We start from the raw sequence: 15,600 nt of genomic DNA, 5'->3' as shown, positions 1-15,600 counted from the left end.
CGACGCCAGCACCATGAGCTTTCTTCTCAAACAGCACATTGCCGCCCTGGTGAAAGCCGCCGCCCAGGGGGACGACGCCGAGCTCGCCGTGCTGCGACACCGCCACCCGCGCACCGCCGCGGTACTGGCGCCGCTGCTGGCGCGCGCCGCCAGTCGGCCGCCGTCGGCAGTGGCGCTGCAGACCATGGAACAGCAAGGCCTCGTGCTCGGCGCCGCACAACAACTGGCGCGCGAGCAGACCGCACTGGACCAGGCCGCCGCCGAAAGCCGCGCCAGCGTCGATCGCTTGACGGATGGCAGCGCCGGGATCTCGACGGCCCTGCAGCAGTTGGGCGCCGACCTGGAGCAGGCCAGCCACGCCGGCGGCGTCGGCGCCGACGGCGTCAGCGAGCTGGACGGCCAGCTGCGCCTGCTGCGCAGCGCGCTCAGCGCAATGAACCGCAACCAGAGCAAGCTGGCCGAACAGGTCGCGCAGATACGCAAGCTGACCGGCGCCGTGCAGGAGATCGCCCATCAGACCAACCTGGTGGCGCTGAACGCCGCCATCGAGGCGGCCCGCGCCGGCGAGGCCGGGCGCGGCTTCGCGGTGGTGGCCGACGAGGTCAAGCAGCTGGCCGAGAAAACCGCGCTGACCACCACTGAAATCGAGACCGTCACCGTCTCCATCGGCGATTTCTCGCTGCAGCTCGATGGCGACGTCAACCACGGCCTGCAGCAGCTCAAGCGCGCCCAGGTCGGCGTGAGCCAGTGCAGCAACCAGCTGGGCGAAGGCAGCGCCACCCTGCGTACCGCCAGCGAACGCGTCCGCAAGCTGCAACAGGGTCACGACGCGCAACACGCGCGCGCCACCACCGCGCAGGCGGCACTGGGCGCTTCGCAGCGACGCAGCAGCGAGGCGCGGCGCCAATCCGAATCGCTCCATCGCGCTGCCCTGCTGGCGCATCGCCTGGGCCTGGACTGGCTGGAAGGCGAAAGCGGCAACGACCCGGCCAGCCTCAGCCTGACCGTGCGCGAAGCGGCCATGAACCTGCGCCAGGCGATGAGCCTGGCCCTGCTCGAACCGGCCGCGCTGGACCGGCGCTGGTTCGACACCCACGCCCTGGTCAGCGGCGTGCAGCGGCTCGCCCGGCTGCGTCGCGGCGGCGACAACGGCGCCGCGCTCGGCGATGCCGGCACCCAACTGGACGAACAGGGCCAGCGCTTCATCACCTTGCTCGGCGCCGGGCAACTCGACCAGGCCGGCGCCGTGGCACGCGAACTCGAAGCGGGCCAGGACGCCCTGCTGGCCCAGCTCGACGCCCTGCTGGCCGACGCATGACCCTGCGCGCCGCCCTCGCCGCCGTCGGGTTGGTCGCGTTGCTGGGCAGCGCCACCGCGCATGCCGCTGCCACGCAGTCGCTCGACAGCGTGCGCGCGGCAGCCGAACAGGCGATGCAAGATCGTTACAGCCGACCCGGCAGCCGCGTCGTGGTCAGCACCGAGCCGCTGGACACGCGCCTGCAACTCGACGCATGCAGCGAGCCGCTGCGCGCGCTCGTTTCCGAACAGGCACAGCCGCGCTCGCGCATGACCGTGCCGGTGCAGTGCCCGCAGCCCGGCGGCTGGATCGTGCGCGTGCCGATCCAGTTGCAGGTGTTTCGCCAGGTGCTGGTAAGCAGCCGCGCGCTGCTGCGCGGCGACGGCATCGGCGCCGCCGACGTGCACGTCGAGGAACGCGACGTGACCCGCCTCGGCTACGGCTACCTGGACAACCTCGAGCAGATCGCCGGCCGCACGCTTTCGCGCGCACTGGCGCGCGGCAGCGTGCTCAGTCCCGGCAGCCTGGGCGGGCGACGCATGGTGCGCGCGGGCGACCACGTGCAGGTGCTGGCGCAGCTCGAAGGCATCTCGGTGCGCGCCGAAGGCGTGGCGCTGGGCAGCGGCGACAACGGCGCCCGCCTGCGCGTGCGCAACGCGGCATCGGGGCGGGTGATCGACGCCATGGTCAGCGCGCCGGGCGTGGTGGTGGCCCTGCCATGAAACCGACACCCCTCATTCGAACCATGAAAATCAGTCACTTGCGCCACGGCGCGAGCGACGGTCGCGGCCCGGTCGATTTTTCGACGGGCTGCTAAAGTTTTCCGGACAGCGGCCGATTATCCAGTCACAGGGCACACTCCAGCGGGACGGGTTCAATGAACACGACGATTACCAACAACGGTTTGCCGAAGCTGCCGCAGGCCGGCAGCGGCACGGGCAGCGGCACCTCGGCCAATGCAGCCGCCGCGCCGGAGGCTTCGGTCGCGGCGCCACGCAACGCCGATCAGCTCAAGCTGACCGATTCGGCGCGGGCACTGCAGGAGGTCGCCCGGCTGGGCGACGCCTCGCCGATCGACGCCAAACGCGTCGAACAGGTGCGCCAGGCCATCGCCGACGGCAGCTACAAGATCGACGCCGGCAAGATCGCCGAACGCCTGCTGGCGATGGATCAGCAACTCGGCGGCACGGACAAGGCATGAGGCAGCCGCTGCAGCACGAACTGAACGATGCGCTCGCGTCCGTTCTGGACGAGATGCAGCAGCGTGCCGAGCAGTTGCAGACCACGCTGGAAGCCGAGCGTGCCGCGCTGGACATCGCCGACGCGGCAGCGCTGGACGCGGCGGGCAACCGCAAGCAGGCGCTGATGCAGCAACTGGAGCAACTCGACGCCGACCGTCGGCTGCTGCAGCGCCAGCAGCCGGTCAGCGACGCATCGCGCGAATCGCGCTGGGCGCAGATCCTGCAGGTGCTGCGCCACTGCCACGCGCTGAACCTGCGCAACGGCAGCCTGGTCAACCAGCGGCTGGCCCAGTTGCGCCAGGCGCTGGCCATCCTCACCGGCCACGCCGGCGAAGGCGAACTCTATGGCAGCGGCGGCGAACTGCACGGCAGCCTGCGCTCCAAATCGCTGGCCGCCGCATGAACGCGACATCCCACCCCTTCGCTGCCACCTGTCCCCGCAGGCGACACCCCCACTGACCACACGGCCGGCGCCGGCTGGCCCCGCACCGATGCGATGACCGACCATGAGCAATCTCCACGCCTCCCCCGTCGCCTCCCCGAAACACGCCAGCGCCACCGAACAGCCCCCCGCCTCGGCACTCGTTCCGCTGGCCACGCCGCTGCCGGTGCTGCGCACGCCGATGCTCGACCGCGAGCGCAACCTGTTCGCCTATGAAATCGTCTTCCACTGCGAGCCGGGTGACGAGCAGAACCTGCTGCGCAGCGTGCTCTCCACCATCACCGACGGCGCGCTGACCCGCCTGGTGCGCGGCAACCGCGCCTTCCTCAACCTGCCGGCCGAACTGCTGCCGGAGGATTCCGACGTGCTGCTGCACCAGCCGCGCCTGGGCGTGGTACTGCAGCCTTCGGTGGCCGACGACCCGGCGCTGATGAAGCGCCTGCAGCAGATGGCCGAACGTGGTTGCCAGCTGCTGCTGGAAGCCGGCGACACCGACCCGGAAAGCAGCCGCCAGCTGCAGGCGCTGCTGCAGATCGTGCAACTCGTGCGGCTGGACGCCAGCCGGCTCGCGCCCGAAGCGCTCAAGCAGCGCTCGGACTACCTGTTCGCCCGCGGCATCCGCGTGGTGATCGGCCAGGTCAACGACCACCCCACCTACGAGCACTGCCTGGAGCTGCAGGTGCAGGCGGTCCAGGGACGCTTCCTGCTGATCCCGCAGCCCGTCGCCGTGCCGGTGCTCACCGCCAACCGCATGAGCATCCTGCGCCTGATGGGCGCACTGCAGGAAAAGAACCCCGGCCCGGTGGAACTGGGCAACATCATCCGTGACGACGCCGTGCTCAGCTACAAGCTGCTGAGCTGCGTGAACTCCGCCTATTTCGCCCTGCCGCGCCAGTTGAAGTCGGTGCAGCAGGCGGCGATCTTCTTCGGCGTCACGCGCATGCGCAACTGGATCGAGACCATGTCCCTGTGCAGCATGGACGACCACCCGCCCGAACTGCTGCGCGCGGCGCTGATCCGCGCGCACATGTGCGAGAAGCTCGCCGCCGGCAACTCCTCCATCTCGCCGGAAACCGCCTTCACCGTGGGCCTGTTCTCTCTGCTGGACACACTGATGTGCGCGCCGATGGATTTCCTGCTCAGCCACCTGCGGCTGGTGCCGGAAGTGAGCGAGGCGCTGACCGACCGCAGCGGTCCCTACGGTGCGCTGCTCAAGCAGATCATCGCCTGGGAAGCCGGCGAAATGACCAGCGGCATGGCCACGCCCCAGCGCATCATGAGCATGGCCTCGATCTACCTCGGCGCCACGCAGTGGGCCGACCAGGTGTTCGCCTCCGCCAACGGCAAGCAGGCCGCCTGAGCGCGGGCATCCAGCGCCGGGGCCAGCCGGGCCCCGGCGACAAGCCCGCTTCCATCGCCGATAATGCGCCTTCGTCGCGAATGCGCCGCGTCGGCCACTGCGCTTGCCGCAGATCAGCGACGCCGGCCCGCGCGCATCGCACACTGCCCCGCCGTACCGCGCGCCGTTCGCGCGGGCGCACAGGAACGACCGATGAGCCGCACCATCCATTGCAGCAAACTCCACATCGATGCCGAAGGGCTCGACTTCGCGCCCTGGCCCGGCCCGCTCGGCCAGCGCATCTACGCCGAGATCTCCAAGCCCGCGTGGCAGCAATGGCTGGCCCACCAGACCACCCTGATCAACGAATACCGGCTCAACCCGCTCGACGCGAAATCGCGCCAGTACCTGGGCGAGCAGATGGAGAAATTCCTGTTCGGCGGCGAGGTCGACCATGCCGCTGGCTTCACCCCGCCGCCTTCCGCGTCTTGACGATTCCGCACACTTTCGGTCTAATGCACGGCTCCACGCATCAACGGCAACCCACCCGGTTGTGCTTGATCGCCAGGTTCCCGGCCGGGTAGCTCAGTTGGTAGAGCAGGGGATTGAAAATCCCCGTGTCGGCGGTTCGATTCCGTCCCCGGCCACCATGATCCAAGGGCTTGCAGCAATGCAGGCCCTTTTCGTTTTTGTCGGCACGCCGGTTGTTGTTCGCCCGCGGGTGCGCAGCACGCCGCACGGCGGTGAACCGCGCCCGGCCACACCGTCCCGCGTCCCCTCTCTCCGGCACCTGGGCAATCGGGCAATGCCTGCCCATGTCCGGCAGATATCCGGTCGATCCGCCTCGTGTCATCGACGCGCCGCCGTTGCCCGCGAGTGCGACCCGTCGTGGCCTCTGCCGGGTGGCGGGAGGACCTCATCCGGCGACGCTCGACTTGTGACGCAGTTCTCATTTGGCACGGTTTCTGCTGCTGGCATCAGTGAACCACCCCGGTTCCGTCATCGAGAAGCAGCCATGGACGAAGTCATCGATCGCACCGCGCCGAACTCGCCGGAAGAGCTGGCGATCCATTTCCTGCTGCGCCACGCTGCGTGCCGCATGGCATTGACCGAGCAGGCCGGCGAGGAAGCGCGGCTGCAGGCTTTGCAGGATGCCCGCCCCGGCCAGCCGCAGCCGACGCCCGTTGGCGAACTCGCGCCGAGCGGCGTCGCAGCCGCGGCCGAGGTGACGAAGGACGACAGCTGCGCCGCCCGTTTTTCCCGGGCATATGCCGCGGCACGTCACCGCAGCCTGTCCGCCGGCACGAGCCGGGGCACGCGCAGCGCCGCCTGAAGGCGCGAGCCGTCGGCGCGGTGGCCATGCGAAAATACGCGAACCACGCCCCGACAAGTGTCCCGATGACCTCCTCGAAATACGACTTCCGCCAGTTCCAGGAAGAACTCGCCCAACTCGAACGCAAGACCCCCGCCCCCGCCCCCACACCGGCCAAACCGCTGGGCAAGAAAGCCGCCGCCGCGCAGCGCCTGTCGGTGGCGCGCGAGGAGTTCCTGGCCCTGCGCAAACGCCACGGGCTCAGCGTGGCCGACGTGGTGGCCTTTTTCCCCGAGGAAGAAGGCATCGCCTACCTGCAGGAACTGATCGTCGCCGCGCAAGCCAAGCCGCGCCGCCGGAGCAAGCCGAAGCCGTAAGGCAAGCAACATGGATCAGGGTTCGGCGGCAGGACAGCCGGTGGGCGATGCCCGCCCTGCGCCGTCGGCTCTGCCGACACCGTTCACCCTGAGCGTAGCCGCGCAGCGGCGGAGTCTAAGGGTGGGGCTGGCGCGCGGCTTCGACTTCGCGCCTGCGGCGCTACGCCCAGCCTGAACGGTGCAGGTGCGGTAGTGCTTCAAACCGCAGGGCGCGCACTGCCCGCCTTGCACGATCGAGTCGACACTGCAAAAACTACCTGGCCGCGGGCGGTGGTGCGGCAGGCGTGAGCGTCACGTCGCCGAACCACGCCTGCGCGTGACCGCCGGTGTTGTCGGTGTCGGCGGAGAGTGCGATGCCGGTGATGCGCGGCGCGGGGCGGCCGAATGCGGCGAGGTAATCGGCGGCGAGATTGCGATCTTGCACTTGCCACTGGCCGGCGCGCGTGTTGCCGCTTTGCAGGACGATGGTGCGTATCTGCGGCGAGTACGGGCTGGGGGCGATGGTGCCGATCGGGTGGCGGTTGTCCCACACGTAGCAAAGCGCCGCGGTGGGCATCGCGTGGCCCAGGGTGCGGCGGGCCAGTTTCAATTTCATGCGCTGCAGCCAGGACAGGCTGGACAGCGGCACGTCGAAGAACACGTAAACGCGCGCGGCGAAATCGTCACCCTTCTTCTTCGACATGTCCGCCGCCGCCACGCTGTGGTCGACCTTCCAGCGCCAGTTGAGCGTGGTAGCGGCCGGCAGATCCAGCGCATGCGCGATGGCGCCGGCGGCGTGATCGGCGTCGATGCGAAACACGCTGTCGGTGCCGTCGCGCACGATCGCCATCGGCGCCATCGGACGGTGCCGCGACATGGCGTACGCCTTCCAGCCGCCGGGCAGCGCGTTGCCCGGCACGGCGCCGGAGAAGCGCAGCGTGACCGGCGTCGCCGCCCACGCGACGGGCACAAGTACAAGCACAAGCAGCATCGCCCATCGTGACCTGCGCAGGCCATGTGCGCGACGACGCGTGAGGCGTCCAGCCAGCCAGCGCGTCGCGGAGCGTTTCGTCATGGCCAAGCACCGGTGGGAAGTGTGCGGGGAGCATACCGATGCGGCGTGCCGTGGGCGTGAATGAGGGAGCGCGCAAGCCCGCCGATATGCATCGTGCGCTGCCGCATCCGCAGCGCCGCGAAAAAAAATATCGCGCGCGAGGCGCGACAGTTGCGTCAAACCCCTAAAATTTCGCTACATTGTGCGGGCCGCAAGGCCTCCGAGCCCAGAAAGCCGGGGTTTCCTACTATCGAGATCAACTAATGGCTACCAAAACCACTGCCAAGAAAGCTCCCGCCAAGGCTGCCAAGCCTGCCGCCGCCAAGTCCGCCGCGCCGGTCAAGCCGCTGGGCGAGAGCCTGTCGAAGTCCGGGCTGATTGCCCACATCGCCGCGCAGGCCAACGTCGAGGCGAAGGCGGTCAAGGCCGTGCTCGCCGGCCTGGAGTCGGCCGTGCTCGCCTCGGTGCACAAGAAGGGCGTGGGCCAGTTCACGCTGCCCGGCCTGTTCAAGATCAACGCCGTGAAGGTTGCCGCCAAGCCGAAGCGCAAGGGCAAGAACCCGTTCACCGGCGAAGAGCAGGTGTTTGCCGCCAAGCCCGCCACGGTGAAGGTGAAGGTGCGCCCGCTGAAGAAGCTGAAGGACGCCGCGCTCTGATGTGCGCACGTTGATCAACCCTGCGTTGATCAATACCGTCTGATCCACCCGCGCGCCGCCGTCCGGCACTCCACCGGGCGGCGGCGTCGCGTTTGCGGTGCGGCGCCTCACGTTGCTGAACCGTTGGCGGGGATTCACGCCCGCATTCACCGCATGTTTTCGTCGGGCACCCAAGACTCGGAGCTTTCCGCAAGCAACGAGGTGCGCCATGAAACCGACGATCCCCTCCCTGGCCCTGGCCCTGAGCATCGGCGCGCTGTCGCTCGGCGTTTTCCAGAGCGCGCTCGCGCAGCAGGCGCTGACCGAAGCGCAGGTGCGCGCCCGACTCACCGCCCAGGGCTACACCGACGTGCACGACCTCAAGTTCAAGGACGGCATGTGGAAGGCCGAGGCGGACAGCGCCGACGGCAACGACCTGGACGTGCGCGTCGACGCGAGCACCGGCCAGATCTACCCCGATGCGCAAGTCTCCACGCTGAGCAAGCACGACGTGGAAGCGGCGCTGTCGACCCAAGGCTACACCGACGTGCACGACGTGGATTACGACGACGGCATCTGGAAGGCCAAAGCCGACAACCCCGCCGGCAAGAAGGTCAAGCTGCGCATCGACGCGCACAGCGGCAAGGTGATCGGCATCGACTGAGCACAGCCGGCGCCGCGGGCATCCGCCGGGACATGGACCGGTACCGGCTTGTTGACCAGGGCAACGCTGATCAAGTATCGCCGCCGTCATGATGACTGGAGGGCCCGCAGGTGGTGTTGCGCGGCGCCGGCAAGACTGGCCGTCTTGCCAAGCCGCGCGGCATCGCCTGCGGGCCTTCCAGTCATCACCTCATCATTTCAGATTCAACACGTTGAGGCCCACCCTCTCTGTCCGCATGCCTTCGGTCCGCCGCCTCGAAAGACGGCCAGTCTGCCTTCGCCGACGGCCCTGTGGTCTGCGAACTTAAGAGGGTGGGTGACGGTGGTGATACTTGATCAGCGTTGCCCTAGTATCGGGCTTCCCTCCCCCACGTGATGGATTGCCCGTGAAGCGATTGATTCTCTCTGCGCTCATCATCGGCGCCTGTGCCGGCGCACAGGCTGCCGATGTCCCCACCTTCAGCACGCAGCGACTTTCCGACGAGGTCAAGACGCTGAGCTCCGATGCCTTCGAGGGCCGCGGTCCGGCCACGCCGGCGGAGACGCGCACGATCGACTACGTGGTCGAGCAGATGAAGGCCGCCGGCCTGCAGCCGGGCGGCGACCTCAAGGACGGCAAGCGGCTGTGGACGCAGGCCGTGCCGCTGCTGCGCAGCGAGATCATCGGCAAGCCTTCGCTCAGCCTGACCCTGGGCGACAAGAGCGAGCCGCTCACCCAGGGCGAGCAGATCGCCATCCGCGCCCCGATGAACGGCGCCAGCGCGGTCGACATCAGTCATGCGCCGCTGGTCTTCGTCGGCTACGGCGTCAAGGCGCCGGAGCGCAACTGGGACGACTTCAAGGGCGTCGACCTGCACGGCAAGATCGCCGTGGTGCTGGTCAACGATCCGGATTTCGAAACCGGCAAGGGCGACTTCGGCGGCAAGGCCATGACCTACTACGGCCGCTGGACCTACAAGTACGAGGAAGCCGCGCGGCAAGGCGCGCTGGGCCTGCTGGTGATCCACGAGACCGCACCGGCCTCCTACGGCTGGGCCACGGTGAAGAACTCCAACACCAACACCATGTTCGACATCGTGCGCGACAAGCCGGGCGACTCGCACGTGCCGCTGGAAGGCTGGATTCAGCGCGACCTGGCGGTGCAGCTGTTCAAGCACGCGGGGCTGGATTTCGACAGCGCCAAGAAGCTCGCGCAGACGCGCGCGTTCAAGCCGATCACGCTGAAGGGCGAAAGCCTGTCGGCCAGCTTCAAGGTCGACAAGAGCGTGATCACCTCGCACAACATCGTCGGCCGCGTGATCGGCTCCAGGCACCCCGACCAGACCGTGATCTACAGCGCGCACTGGGATCACCTGGGCATCGGCCAGCCCGATGCCACCGGCGACCGCATCTACAACGGCGCGGTGGACAACGCCACCGGCACCGCGGCGCTGATCGAGATGGGCCGCGCCTTCGCGCACGCGCCGCAACCGGAGCGCAGCGTGGTGTTCCTCAACGTCACCGCCGAGGAAAAGGGCCTGCTCGGCTCGGAGTACTACGCCAGCCACCCGCTGTACCCGCTGGCCACCACCGCCGGCGTGATCAACATGGACGCGCTCGACCCGCACGGCCCCACCCGCAACTTCACCATCTCCGGCAATGCCAAGCTCGGCCTGCTGGACGACCTGATCGCCGACGCGAAACAGTTCCACATGGTCTACACCCCGGACTCGCATCCGGAAGCGGGCTACTTCTTCCGTTCCGATCACTTTTCCTTCGCCAAGCGCGGCGTGCCGGCGGTGTCGTTCGGCTCGGGCAATGACCGCATCGACGGCGGCGTGAAAGCCGGCGAGGCCGCGGGCAGGGAGTACACCGCGAAGCATTACCACCAGCCGTCCGACGAATGGCAGGCGAGCTGGCCGTTCACCGGCATGGCGCGCGACCTGCAGCTGCTCTACACCGTCGGCAACCAGCTGGCGAACTCGGACCAGTGGCCGGGCTGGAGCAAGGACTCGGAGTTCCGCGCCGCACGCGAGGCCACGGCGGATCAGCGCAAGTAAGCGCCTTTACCCAACGCCGCGCCGGTCGCCGGCGCGGCGTTGTCGTGTCCGCCACCGCAGGAGCCCGCTCGCGCGCCATGCTCTTGCGGCGAGATTCGGCATGTGAAAGGCATTGCCCGCGAGCGGGCTCCTGCGCGGGGCGTGCGGCCGGTCAGGAAAGCCGCGCGAACCACGCCCCATGGCCGGGCAGGTGCAGGGCGCCACCGTGCATCGTGCCGGCTTGCAGGCCATGGCCGTCGATCGCTGACGGCTTGCCGGGCAGCGGCGGCAATGTCACCTCGCACGCCGACGCGCCAAGGTTGAACACCACCAGCACCGTGTCGCCCTGCAGCCGGCGCAGGAAGGCCAGCACCGGTTCGGGCGCATCGAGGAATTCGATGTCGCCCCAGCGCAGCGCCGGGTGTGCCTGGCGCCAGCGCATGAAGGTGCGGAAGCCGTTGAGCACGGACTGCGGGTTGCCCTGCTGTTGCGCCACGGCGCGGGCGCGATGTTCCTCGGGCACGGGCAGCCACGGCATGCCATGGCTGAAACCGGCTTGCGCGTCCTCGTCGCTCCACGGCATCGGCGTGCGGCAGCCGTCGCGGCCCTTGAACTGCGGCCAGAACGCGATGCCGTACGGATCGCGCAACGATTCGTAGGGCACGTCCGCCTCGGTAAGGCCCAGTTCCTCGCCCTGGTAGATGCACACCGAGCCGCGCAGCGAGCAGACCATTGCGGTGAACAGGTTGGCCAGCTGCGCCGAGGCATCGCCGTTGCCCCAGCGGCTGAGCACGCGTTCCACGTCGTGGTTGGAGATCGCCCAGCACGGCCAGCCCTCGGTCATCTGCGCCTCCAGCTGGCGCACCGTGCCGCGGATGTGCGCCGCGCTGAAATCCTCGGTGAGCAACTCGAAGCTGTAGCCCATGTGCAGCCGGCCGTGCATGGTGTACTCGGCCATCGTCCCCAGCGAATCCTCCGAGGAGATCTCGCCCAGCGCCGCCACGTCGGCATAGCCGTCCATCAGCGCACGCAGCTCGGCGAGGAAGCCCAGGTTCTCCGGCTGCGTGTTGTTGTAGTAGTGGTACTGGAACGCGTACGGATTGGCCGGGCTGAAGCCGCGGCCCACGCGCTGCTCGCTTGGCTTGGGCGGGTTGTCGCGCAGCTGGCGGTCGTGGAAGCAGAAGTTGATCGCGTCCAGGCGGATGCCGTCCACGCCCTTGTCCAGCCAGAAACGCACATTGTCCAGCGTGGCCGCGCGCACGTCGGGGTGGTGGAAGTTCAGGTCCGGCTGCGAGACGAGGAAGTTGTGCAGGTAGTACTGGCCGCGGCGCGGCTCCCACTGCCATGCACTGCCGCCGAACAGCGACAGCCAGTTGTTCGGCGGCGTGCCGTCGGGCCGGGCGTCGGCCCACACGTACCAGTCGGCCTTCGGGTTGTCGCGGCTCTGCCGGCTTTCGCGGAACCATGCGTGCTCGGCCGAGGTATGGCTGAGCACCTGGTCGATCATCACCTTCAACCCCAGCCCGTGCGCCTTGTGCAGCAGGCGGTCGAAATCCTCCAGCGTGCCGAACAGCGGATCGACCTCGCGGTAATCGGCGATGTCGTAGCCGAAATCCGCCATCGGCGACTTGAAGAACGGCGCCACCCAGATCGCGTCCACGCCAAGCTCGGCCACGTAGTCGAGCCGCTCGACGATGCCGGGCAGATCTCCCACCCCGTCCCCGTCGGTGTCGAGAAAGCTGCGCGGGTAGATCTGGTAGATGATGGCGCCACGCCACCACGGGGCATTGCTCATTCGCCTGTCCATGCCGTTGCCACCCGGGGCTGCAGGACACGCCGCGTGGCGAACCTGTCGGGGTTGGCGAGCAGCTTAGCGTCTGCAGACAGGCCTGCCGCGATCGTGCATACGTATTCATGGATCGCCGCTGCCGCTACGCAGCATCAGTGGCTACCACGGCGTTTGGACGTCCAAACGAACAGCGGCCGGAACCGGCGCACGCCGCGCCGCGCCTGCATTCGCGCCGCTCCGGCATCGACGCGCAGCGTCCGGCGCAGACATGCCGCTTCGACAGGCCGCGACGCCCCGGGCGAGGCCTTGCGACGCGGCGCAGCAGAATGAATACGTATGCATGAACGGCTCGCTCCGACGCAGCCGTCCTAACATCGGCCTCACGGAGTCGACCGCCGCATGTTCGACGGCAGCGGCCCGCGAGTTCCGAACAGACCATCACGATCGTCACAAGACCTGCAGTACTTACCCTGGGAGGGGACAACGGTGATACTCAAACACAACGTGCTTGCCTTGGCGCTGGCATCGGTCGGTTTCTGCGCATTCATTCCTGCCCACGCTGCCGCCCCGCGGGCCAGCAGCGCGACCGCTGCGCAGGACACCCAGGCCCAGGACGCCCAGACCCAGGATGCGACCACGACGGATACCAAGGCCGACAAGGATCGCCGCCGCTCCGCCAAGGACAACGCCAAGCAGCTGCAGGCAGTCGAGGTGAAGGGCTTCATCAGCAGTATCGAGAACTCCACCGCGCTGAAGCGCAACGCCAGCACCATCGTCGAGGCGGTGTCCGCCGAGCAGGTCGGCAAGTTGCCGGGCGTGTCCATCGCCGATGCGCTGGGTCGCCTGCCCGGCCTCGCCGTGCAGACCGTCAGCGGCCGTCCGCAGGTGCTGACCATCCACGGCCTGGGCCCGGACTTCTCCACCGCGCTGATCAACGGCGGCCAGCAGGTGTCCACCTCCAACAACCGCGACGTGCAGTTCGACCAGTACCCGTCGAGCTGGTTCGACAACGTGGTGGTGCACCTGTCGCCGTCGGCAAACCTGATCGGCCAGGGTCTCACCGGCACGGTGGACATGCATACCATCCGCCCGCTGGACAAGAACGGCCCGGAGGCGGCGATCAACGCGCGCTACATCTGGAACGGCATGTCGCAGCTCGCCGACGGCCCGGGCGTGAGCAACAAGGGTCACAACGTCAACGGCGTGTGGGTGCACCAGTTCGCCAACAACACGCTGGGCGTGACGCTGGGCGTGGACCTGGAAGACAGCCCGTCGCAGATCGAGCATCAGCAGCCGTGGGGCTACCCCACCGACGCCAACGGCAACTACGTCATCGGCGGCTCGAAGAACTACGGCATCACCGATTCGATGAAGCGCAGCGGCCTGCTCGCCACCGTGCAGTGGCGGCCGAACGAGCACTACACCGGCACCGTCGACCTCACCTTCGACGATTTCAAGGAAGTGCAGCAGGCCAAGGGCATGGAGTTCCCGCTGTTCTGGAGCTCCGCGCAGCTGCAGCCGGGCGGCACGGTGCAGGACGGTTTCATCACCAGCGCTGCGTACACCAACGTCAAGCCGGTGATCCGCAACGACTACAACCGCACCAAGGCGCGGGTCTACAACTTCAACTGGGACAACCAGTTCACCATCAACGAGAACTGGTCGATCGACGCCGACGTGAACTACTCGCGCGCCACCCGCGACGACATCAACCTGGAGAGCTACTCCGGCACCGGCTTCACGGCGGCCAACGGCGCACTCGACACGATCGGCTTCAACCAGATCGACAGCGGCCTGTTCTATTTCTTCCCGACGCTCGACTACACCCAGGGCGTCGTGCTGACCGATCCGCAAGGCTGGGGCGGCGGCAACGACGTGGTGCAGGCCGGCTTCATCAACGCGCCGCACACCGTCGACTACCTTGCCAACCTGCGCCTCGCCGCGCAGCGCAGCTTCGCCAGCGGCCCGATCGCCAGCGTGGAATTCGGCGTGGCGCACAGCACGCGCAACAAGACCTACCACATCGACCAGAGCTTCCTCACCCTGGGCGGCGGCACCATCAGCGGCGGCACCGCGGTCACCACCGCGCCGTTCAGCGGCACACCATGCAGCCCGCTGGCGTGGATGGGCGTGGCCTCGCAGCTCTGCTACAACCCGTTCAACCTGCTCGACAGCGGCACGCTGCAGAGCGTGCCGACCTTCGGCTCCTCGCTGAACCTGCCGCCGAACTGGGAAGTGCGCGAGAAGACCTTCACCCCGTTCGTGCAGTTCAACCTGGACACCTACCTCGGCGACGTCGGCCTGCGCGGCAACTTCGGCGTGCAGGCCTCGCACACCTCGCAGCGCGCCACCGGCGAGCGCGTGGCGCCGGGCAGCGCGGTCACCGGCAATGCGATCACGCTGATCCCGGTGGTGGGCAGCACCAGCTTCAACAAGTTCCTGCCCAGCGCCAACCTGATCTTCGGCCTCACCGCCAGCGATGATCTGCGCGTCAGCGCCGCACGCACCATGGCCCGCCCGCGCATGGACCAGATGAACGCCAGCATGGCGGTGAGCGGCAACATCACGCACCTGACAAGCACCGACCCGAACCAGGCCTATTTCAGCTCGTCCGGCGGCAACGCCAAGCTCAAGCCGACCATGGCCGACAACTACAACGTCAGCTACGAGCACTACTTCTCCGGCGGCAACAGCTACGAGTGCAGCTCCGCCGACCAGAAGAACTCCGACCTGTGCCGCGGCAGCGGCGGCTACGTCGCGTTGTCGGGCTACTTCATCAAGCTGAAGGATTACATCAACCCGAACGCGGCCTACCTGTACGACTTCAGCTCGTTCCTGCCGTTCGGCCTGACGCCGGATCAGCTGAGCCAGCTGGGCACCACGCTGGGCACCGTCTCCGGCCCGACCAACGACGGCCGCGGCTACGTGAAGGGCGCGCAGCTCACGCTGAACCTGCCGTTCAACCTGATCGCCCAGCCGCTGAACGGCTTCGGCGTGATCGTCACCGGCAACCGCACCAAGAGCTCGCTGGTGTACCCGGGCAACTCCGACCCGATCACCGTGCCGGGCCTGTCCAAGTGGGTCGCCAACGGCACCTTGTACTACCAGCACGAGGGCTTCGAGGCGCGCATCAGCGACAGCTACCGCTCCAGCTTCCTGGGCCGCGTGTCGGGCATCAGCGCCAGCCGCATCGAGCAGACCATCCAGGGCGGCAGCACCTACGACGCCCAGGTCAGCTACAGCTTCGACTCCGGCTCGCTGAAGGGGCTGACCCTGATCGCGCAGGGTTCCAACCTGTCCAACAAGACCTTCACCACGTTCCAGAACAACGACCCGCGCCAGGTGCTGACCTGGGAACGCTACGGCCGCATGTACGAACTGGGGGTCTCCTACAAGTTCCAGTAAGACCGAGCAGCACACCTGCTCCCCTGCGGGCCCCGTTGTGCAAGATCAA

14 protein-coding genes and 1 tRNA gene are annotated in these 15,600 nt (G+C 67.9%); 13 read left to right on the top strand and 2 right to left on the bottom strand.

What is annotated here, in order from left to right; all coding sequences use genetic code 11:
• The first annotated feature begins 13 nt into the window (after window positions 1-13).
• The 9 genes from ACVCL3_RS15330 to ACVCL3_RS15290 all read left to right on the top strand — a co-directional run bounded on the left by ACVCL3_RS15330 (window position 14) and on the right by ACVCL3_RS15290 (window position 6,008).
• Window positions 14-1,318, top strand: a complete 1,305-nt coding sequence (locus tag ACVCL3_RS15330; RefSeq protein ID WP_447099868.1) for a methyl-accepting chemotaxis protein — start codon at window positions 14-16, stop codon at window positions 1,316-1,318.
• Window positions 1,315-2,019, top strand: coding sequence for a flagellar basal body P-ring formation chaperone FlgA (gene flgA / locus ACVCL3_RS15325; protein WP_447099867.1), 705 nt, complete (start codon window positions 1,315-1,317; stop codon window positions 2,017-2,019). Before ACVCL3_RS15330 ends, flgA begins: the two co-directional genes overlap by 4 nt.
• A gap of 155 nt (window positions 2,020-2,174) precedes the next feature.
• The gene (gene flgM / locus ACVCL3_RS15320; protein ID WP_395119841.1) at window positions 2,175-2,498 is read left to right on the top strand and encodes a flagellar biosynthesis anti-sigma factor FlgM; all 324 of its coding nucleotides are present in this window, start codon (window positions 2,175-2,177) and stop codon (window positions 2,496-2,498) included.
• Window positions 2,495-2,941: a flagella synthesis protein FlgN gene (locus ACVCL3_RS15315; RefSeq protein ID WP_447098316.1), complete on the top strand. Its 447-nt coding sequence runs from the start codon at window positions 2,495-2,497 to the stop codon at window positions 2,939-2,941. Before flgM ends, ACVCL3_RS15315 begins: the two co-directional genes overlap by 4 nt.
• 103 nt (window positions 2,942-3,044) lie before the next feature.
• Window positions 3,045-4,340, top strand: a complete 1,296-nt coding sequence (locus tag ACVCL3_RS15310; RefSeq protein ID WP_447099866.1) for an EAL and HDOD domain-containing protein — start codon at window positions 3,045-3,047, stop codon at window positions 4,338-4,340.
• Between the two features lie 192 nt (window positions 4,341-4,532).
• The gene (locus ACVCL3_RS15305) at window positions 4,533-4,811 is read left to right on the top strand and encodes an oxidative damage protection protein (protein WP_447099865.1); all 279 of its coding nucleotides are present in this window, start codon (window positions 4,533-4,535) and stop codon (window positions 4,809-4,811) included.
• 82 nt (window positions 4,812-4,893) lie between these two features.
• Window positions 4,894-4,969: transfer RNA gene (locus ACVCL3_RS15300), tRNA-Phe, on the top strand.
• Window positions 4,970-5,334: 365 nt separating this feature from the next.
• A complete protein-coding gene (locus tag ACVCL3_RS15295) occupies window positions 5,335-5,652 on the top strand; it encodes a hypothetical protein (RefSeq protein ID WP_447099864.1) in 318 nt (105 codons plus the stop codon).
• Window positions 5,653-5,717: 65 nt separating this feature from the next.
• Window positions 5,718-6,008 carry a 2-hydroxyacyl-CoA dehydratase gene (locus tag ACVCL3_RS15290; RefSeq protein ID WP_447099863.1) on the top strand — a complete coding sequence of 97 codons (291 nt, stop codon included), beginning with the start codon at window positions 5,718-5,720 and terminating at the stop codon, window positions 6,006-6,008.
• Window positions 6,009-6,261: 253 nt separating this feature from the next.
• Here the strand turns inward: ACVCL3_RS15290 and ACVCL3_RS15285 are convergent, their stop codons facing one another.
• Window positions 6,262-6,978, bottom strand: coding sequence for a DUF3047 domain-containing protein (locus ACVCL3_RS15285; RefSeq protein ID WP_447099862.1), 717 nt, complete (start codon window positions 6,976-6,978; stop codon window positions 6,262-6,264).
• A gap of 326 nt (window positions 6,979-7,304) precedes the next feature.
• On the opposite strand from ACVCL3_RS15285, the gene ACVCL3_RS15280 reads away from it, so the two are divergent.
• The 3 genes from ACVCL3_RS15280 (at window position 7,305) to ACVCL3_RS15270 (ending at window position 10,378) form a co-directional block, all read left to right on the top strand.
• Window positions 7,305-7,697, top strand: a complete 393-nt coding sequence (locus ACVCL3_RS15280) for an HU family DNA-binding protein (RefSeq protein ID WP_395119894.1) — start codon at window positions 7,305-7,307, stop codon at window positions 7,695-7,697.
• 208 nt (window positions 7,698-7,905) lie between these two features.
• Window positions 7,906-8,340, top strand: a complete 435-nt coding sequence (locus tag ACVCL3_RS15275; protein WP_447099861.1) for a PepSY domain-containing protein — start codon at window positions 7,906-7,908, stop codon at window positions 8,338-8,340.
• A 385-nt stretch (window positions 8,341-8,725) separates the two neighbouring features.
• The gene (locus ACVCL3_RS15270; protein ID WP_447099860.1) at window positions 8,726-10,378 is read left to right on the top strand and encodes a M28 family metallopeptidase; all 1,653 of its coding nucleotides are present in this window, start codon (window positions 8,726-8,728) and stop codon (window positions 10,376-10,378) included.
• A 151-nt stretch (window positions 10,379-10,529) separates the two neighbouring features.
• Here ACVCL3_RS15270 and ACVCL3_RS15265 read toward each other — a convergent pair whose 3' ends face one another.
• On the bottom strand, window positions 10,530-12,152 hold the full coding sequence (locus ACVCL3_RS15265; RefSeq protein ID WP_447099859.1) for an alpha-glucosidase family protein: 1,623 nt from the start codon (window positions 12,150-12,152) through the stop codon (window positions 10,530-10,532).
• Window positions 12,153-12,632: 480 nt separating this feature from the next.
• Here ACVCL3_RS15265 and ACVCL3_RS15260 point away from each other — a divergent pair, with 480 nt between their 5' ends.
• Window positions 12,633-15,551, top strand: coding sequence for a TonB-dependent receptor (locus ACVCL3_RS15260; protein WP_395119899.1), 2,919 nt, complete (start codon window positions 12,633-12,635; stop codon window positions 15,549-15,551).
• Window positions 15,552-15,600 lie beyond the last annotated feature (49 nt).

This window comes from Rhodanobacter sp. UC4437_H4, from assembly GCF_052978425.1.
The sequence above is the reverse complement of the archived record's forward strand: the minus strand, read 5'-3'. Positions and strand labels throughout refer to the sequence as shown.

Bases quoted from the DNA above. Each gene is read 5' to 3' on its own strand.
- ACVCL3_RS15330 (WP_447099868.1), top strand. From the start codon at position 14: ATGAGCTTTCTTCTCAAACAGCACATTGCCGCCCTGGTGAAAGCCGCC.
- flgA (WP_447099867.1), top strand. From the start codon at position 1,315: ATGACCCTGCGCGCCGCCCTCGCCGCCGTCGGGTTGGTCGCGTTGCTG.
- flgM (WP_395119841.1), top strand. From the start codon at position 2,175: ATGAACACGACGATTACCAACAACGGTTTGCCGAAGCTGCCGCAGGCC.
- ACVCL3_RS15315 (WP_447098316.1), top strand. From the start codon at position 2,495: ATGAGGCAGCCGCTGCAGCACGAACTGAACGATGCGCTCGCGTCCGTT.
- ACVCL3_RS15310 (WP_447099866.1), top strand. From the start codon at position 3,045: ATGAGCAATCTCCACGCCTCCCCCGTCGCCTCCCCGAAACACGCCAGC.
- ACVCL3_RS15305 (WP_447099865.1), top strand. From the start codon at position 4,533: ATGAGCCGCACCATCCATTGCAGCAAACTCCACATCGATGCCGAAGGG.
- ACVCL3_RS15295 (WP_447099864.1), top strand. From the start codon at position 5,335: ATGGACGAAGTCATCGATCGCACCGCGCCGAACTCGCCGGAAGAGCTG.
- ACVCL3_RS15290 (WP_447099863.1), top strand. From the start codon at position 5,718: ATGACCTCCTCGAAATACGACTTCCGCCAGTTCCAGGAAGAACTCGCC.
- ACVCL3_RS15285 (WP_447099862.1), bottom strand. From the start codon at position 6,978: ATGCTGCTTGTGCTTGTACTTGTGCCCGTCGCGTGGGCGGCGACGCCG.
- ACVCL3_RS15280 (WP_395119894.1), top strand. From the start codon at position 7,305: ATGGCTACCAAAACCACTGCCAAGAAAGCTCCCGCCAAGGCTGCCAAG.
- ACVCL3_RS15275 (WP_447099861.1), top strand. From the start codon at position 7,906: ATGAAACCGACGATCCCCTCCCTGGCCCTGGCCCTGAGCATCGGCGCG.
- ACVCL3_RS15265 (WP_447099859.1), bottom strand. From the start codon at position 12,152: ATGAGCAATGCCCCGTGGTGGCGTGGCGCCATCATCTACCAGATCTAC.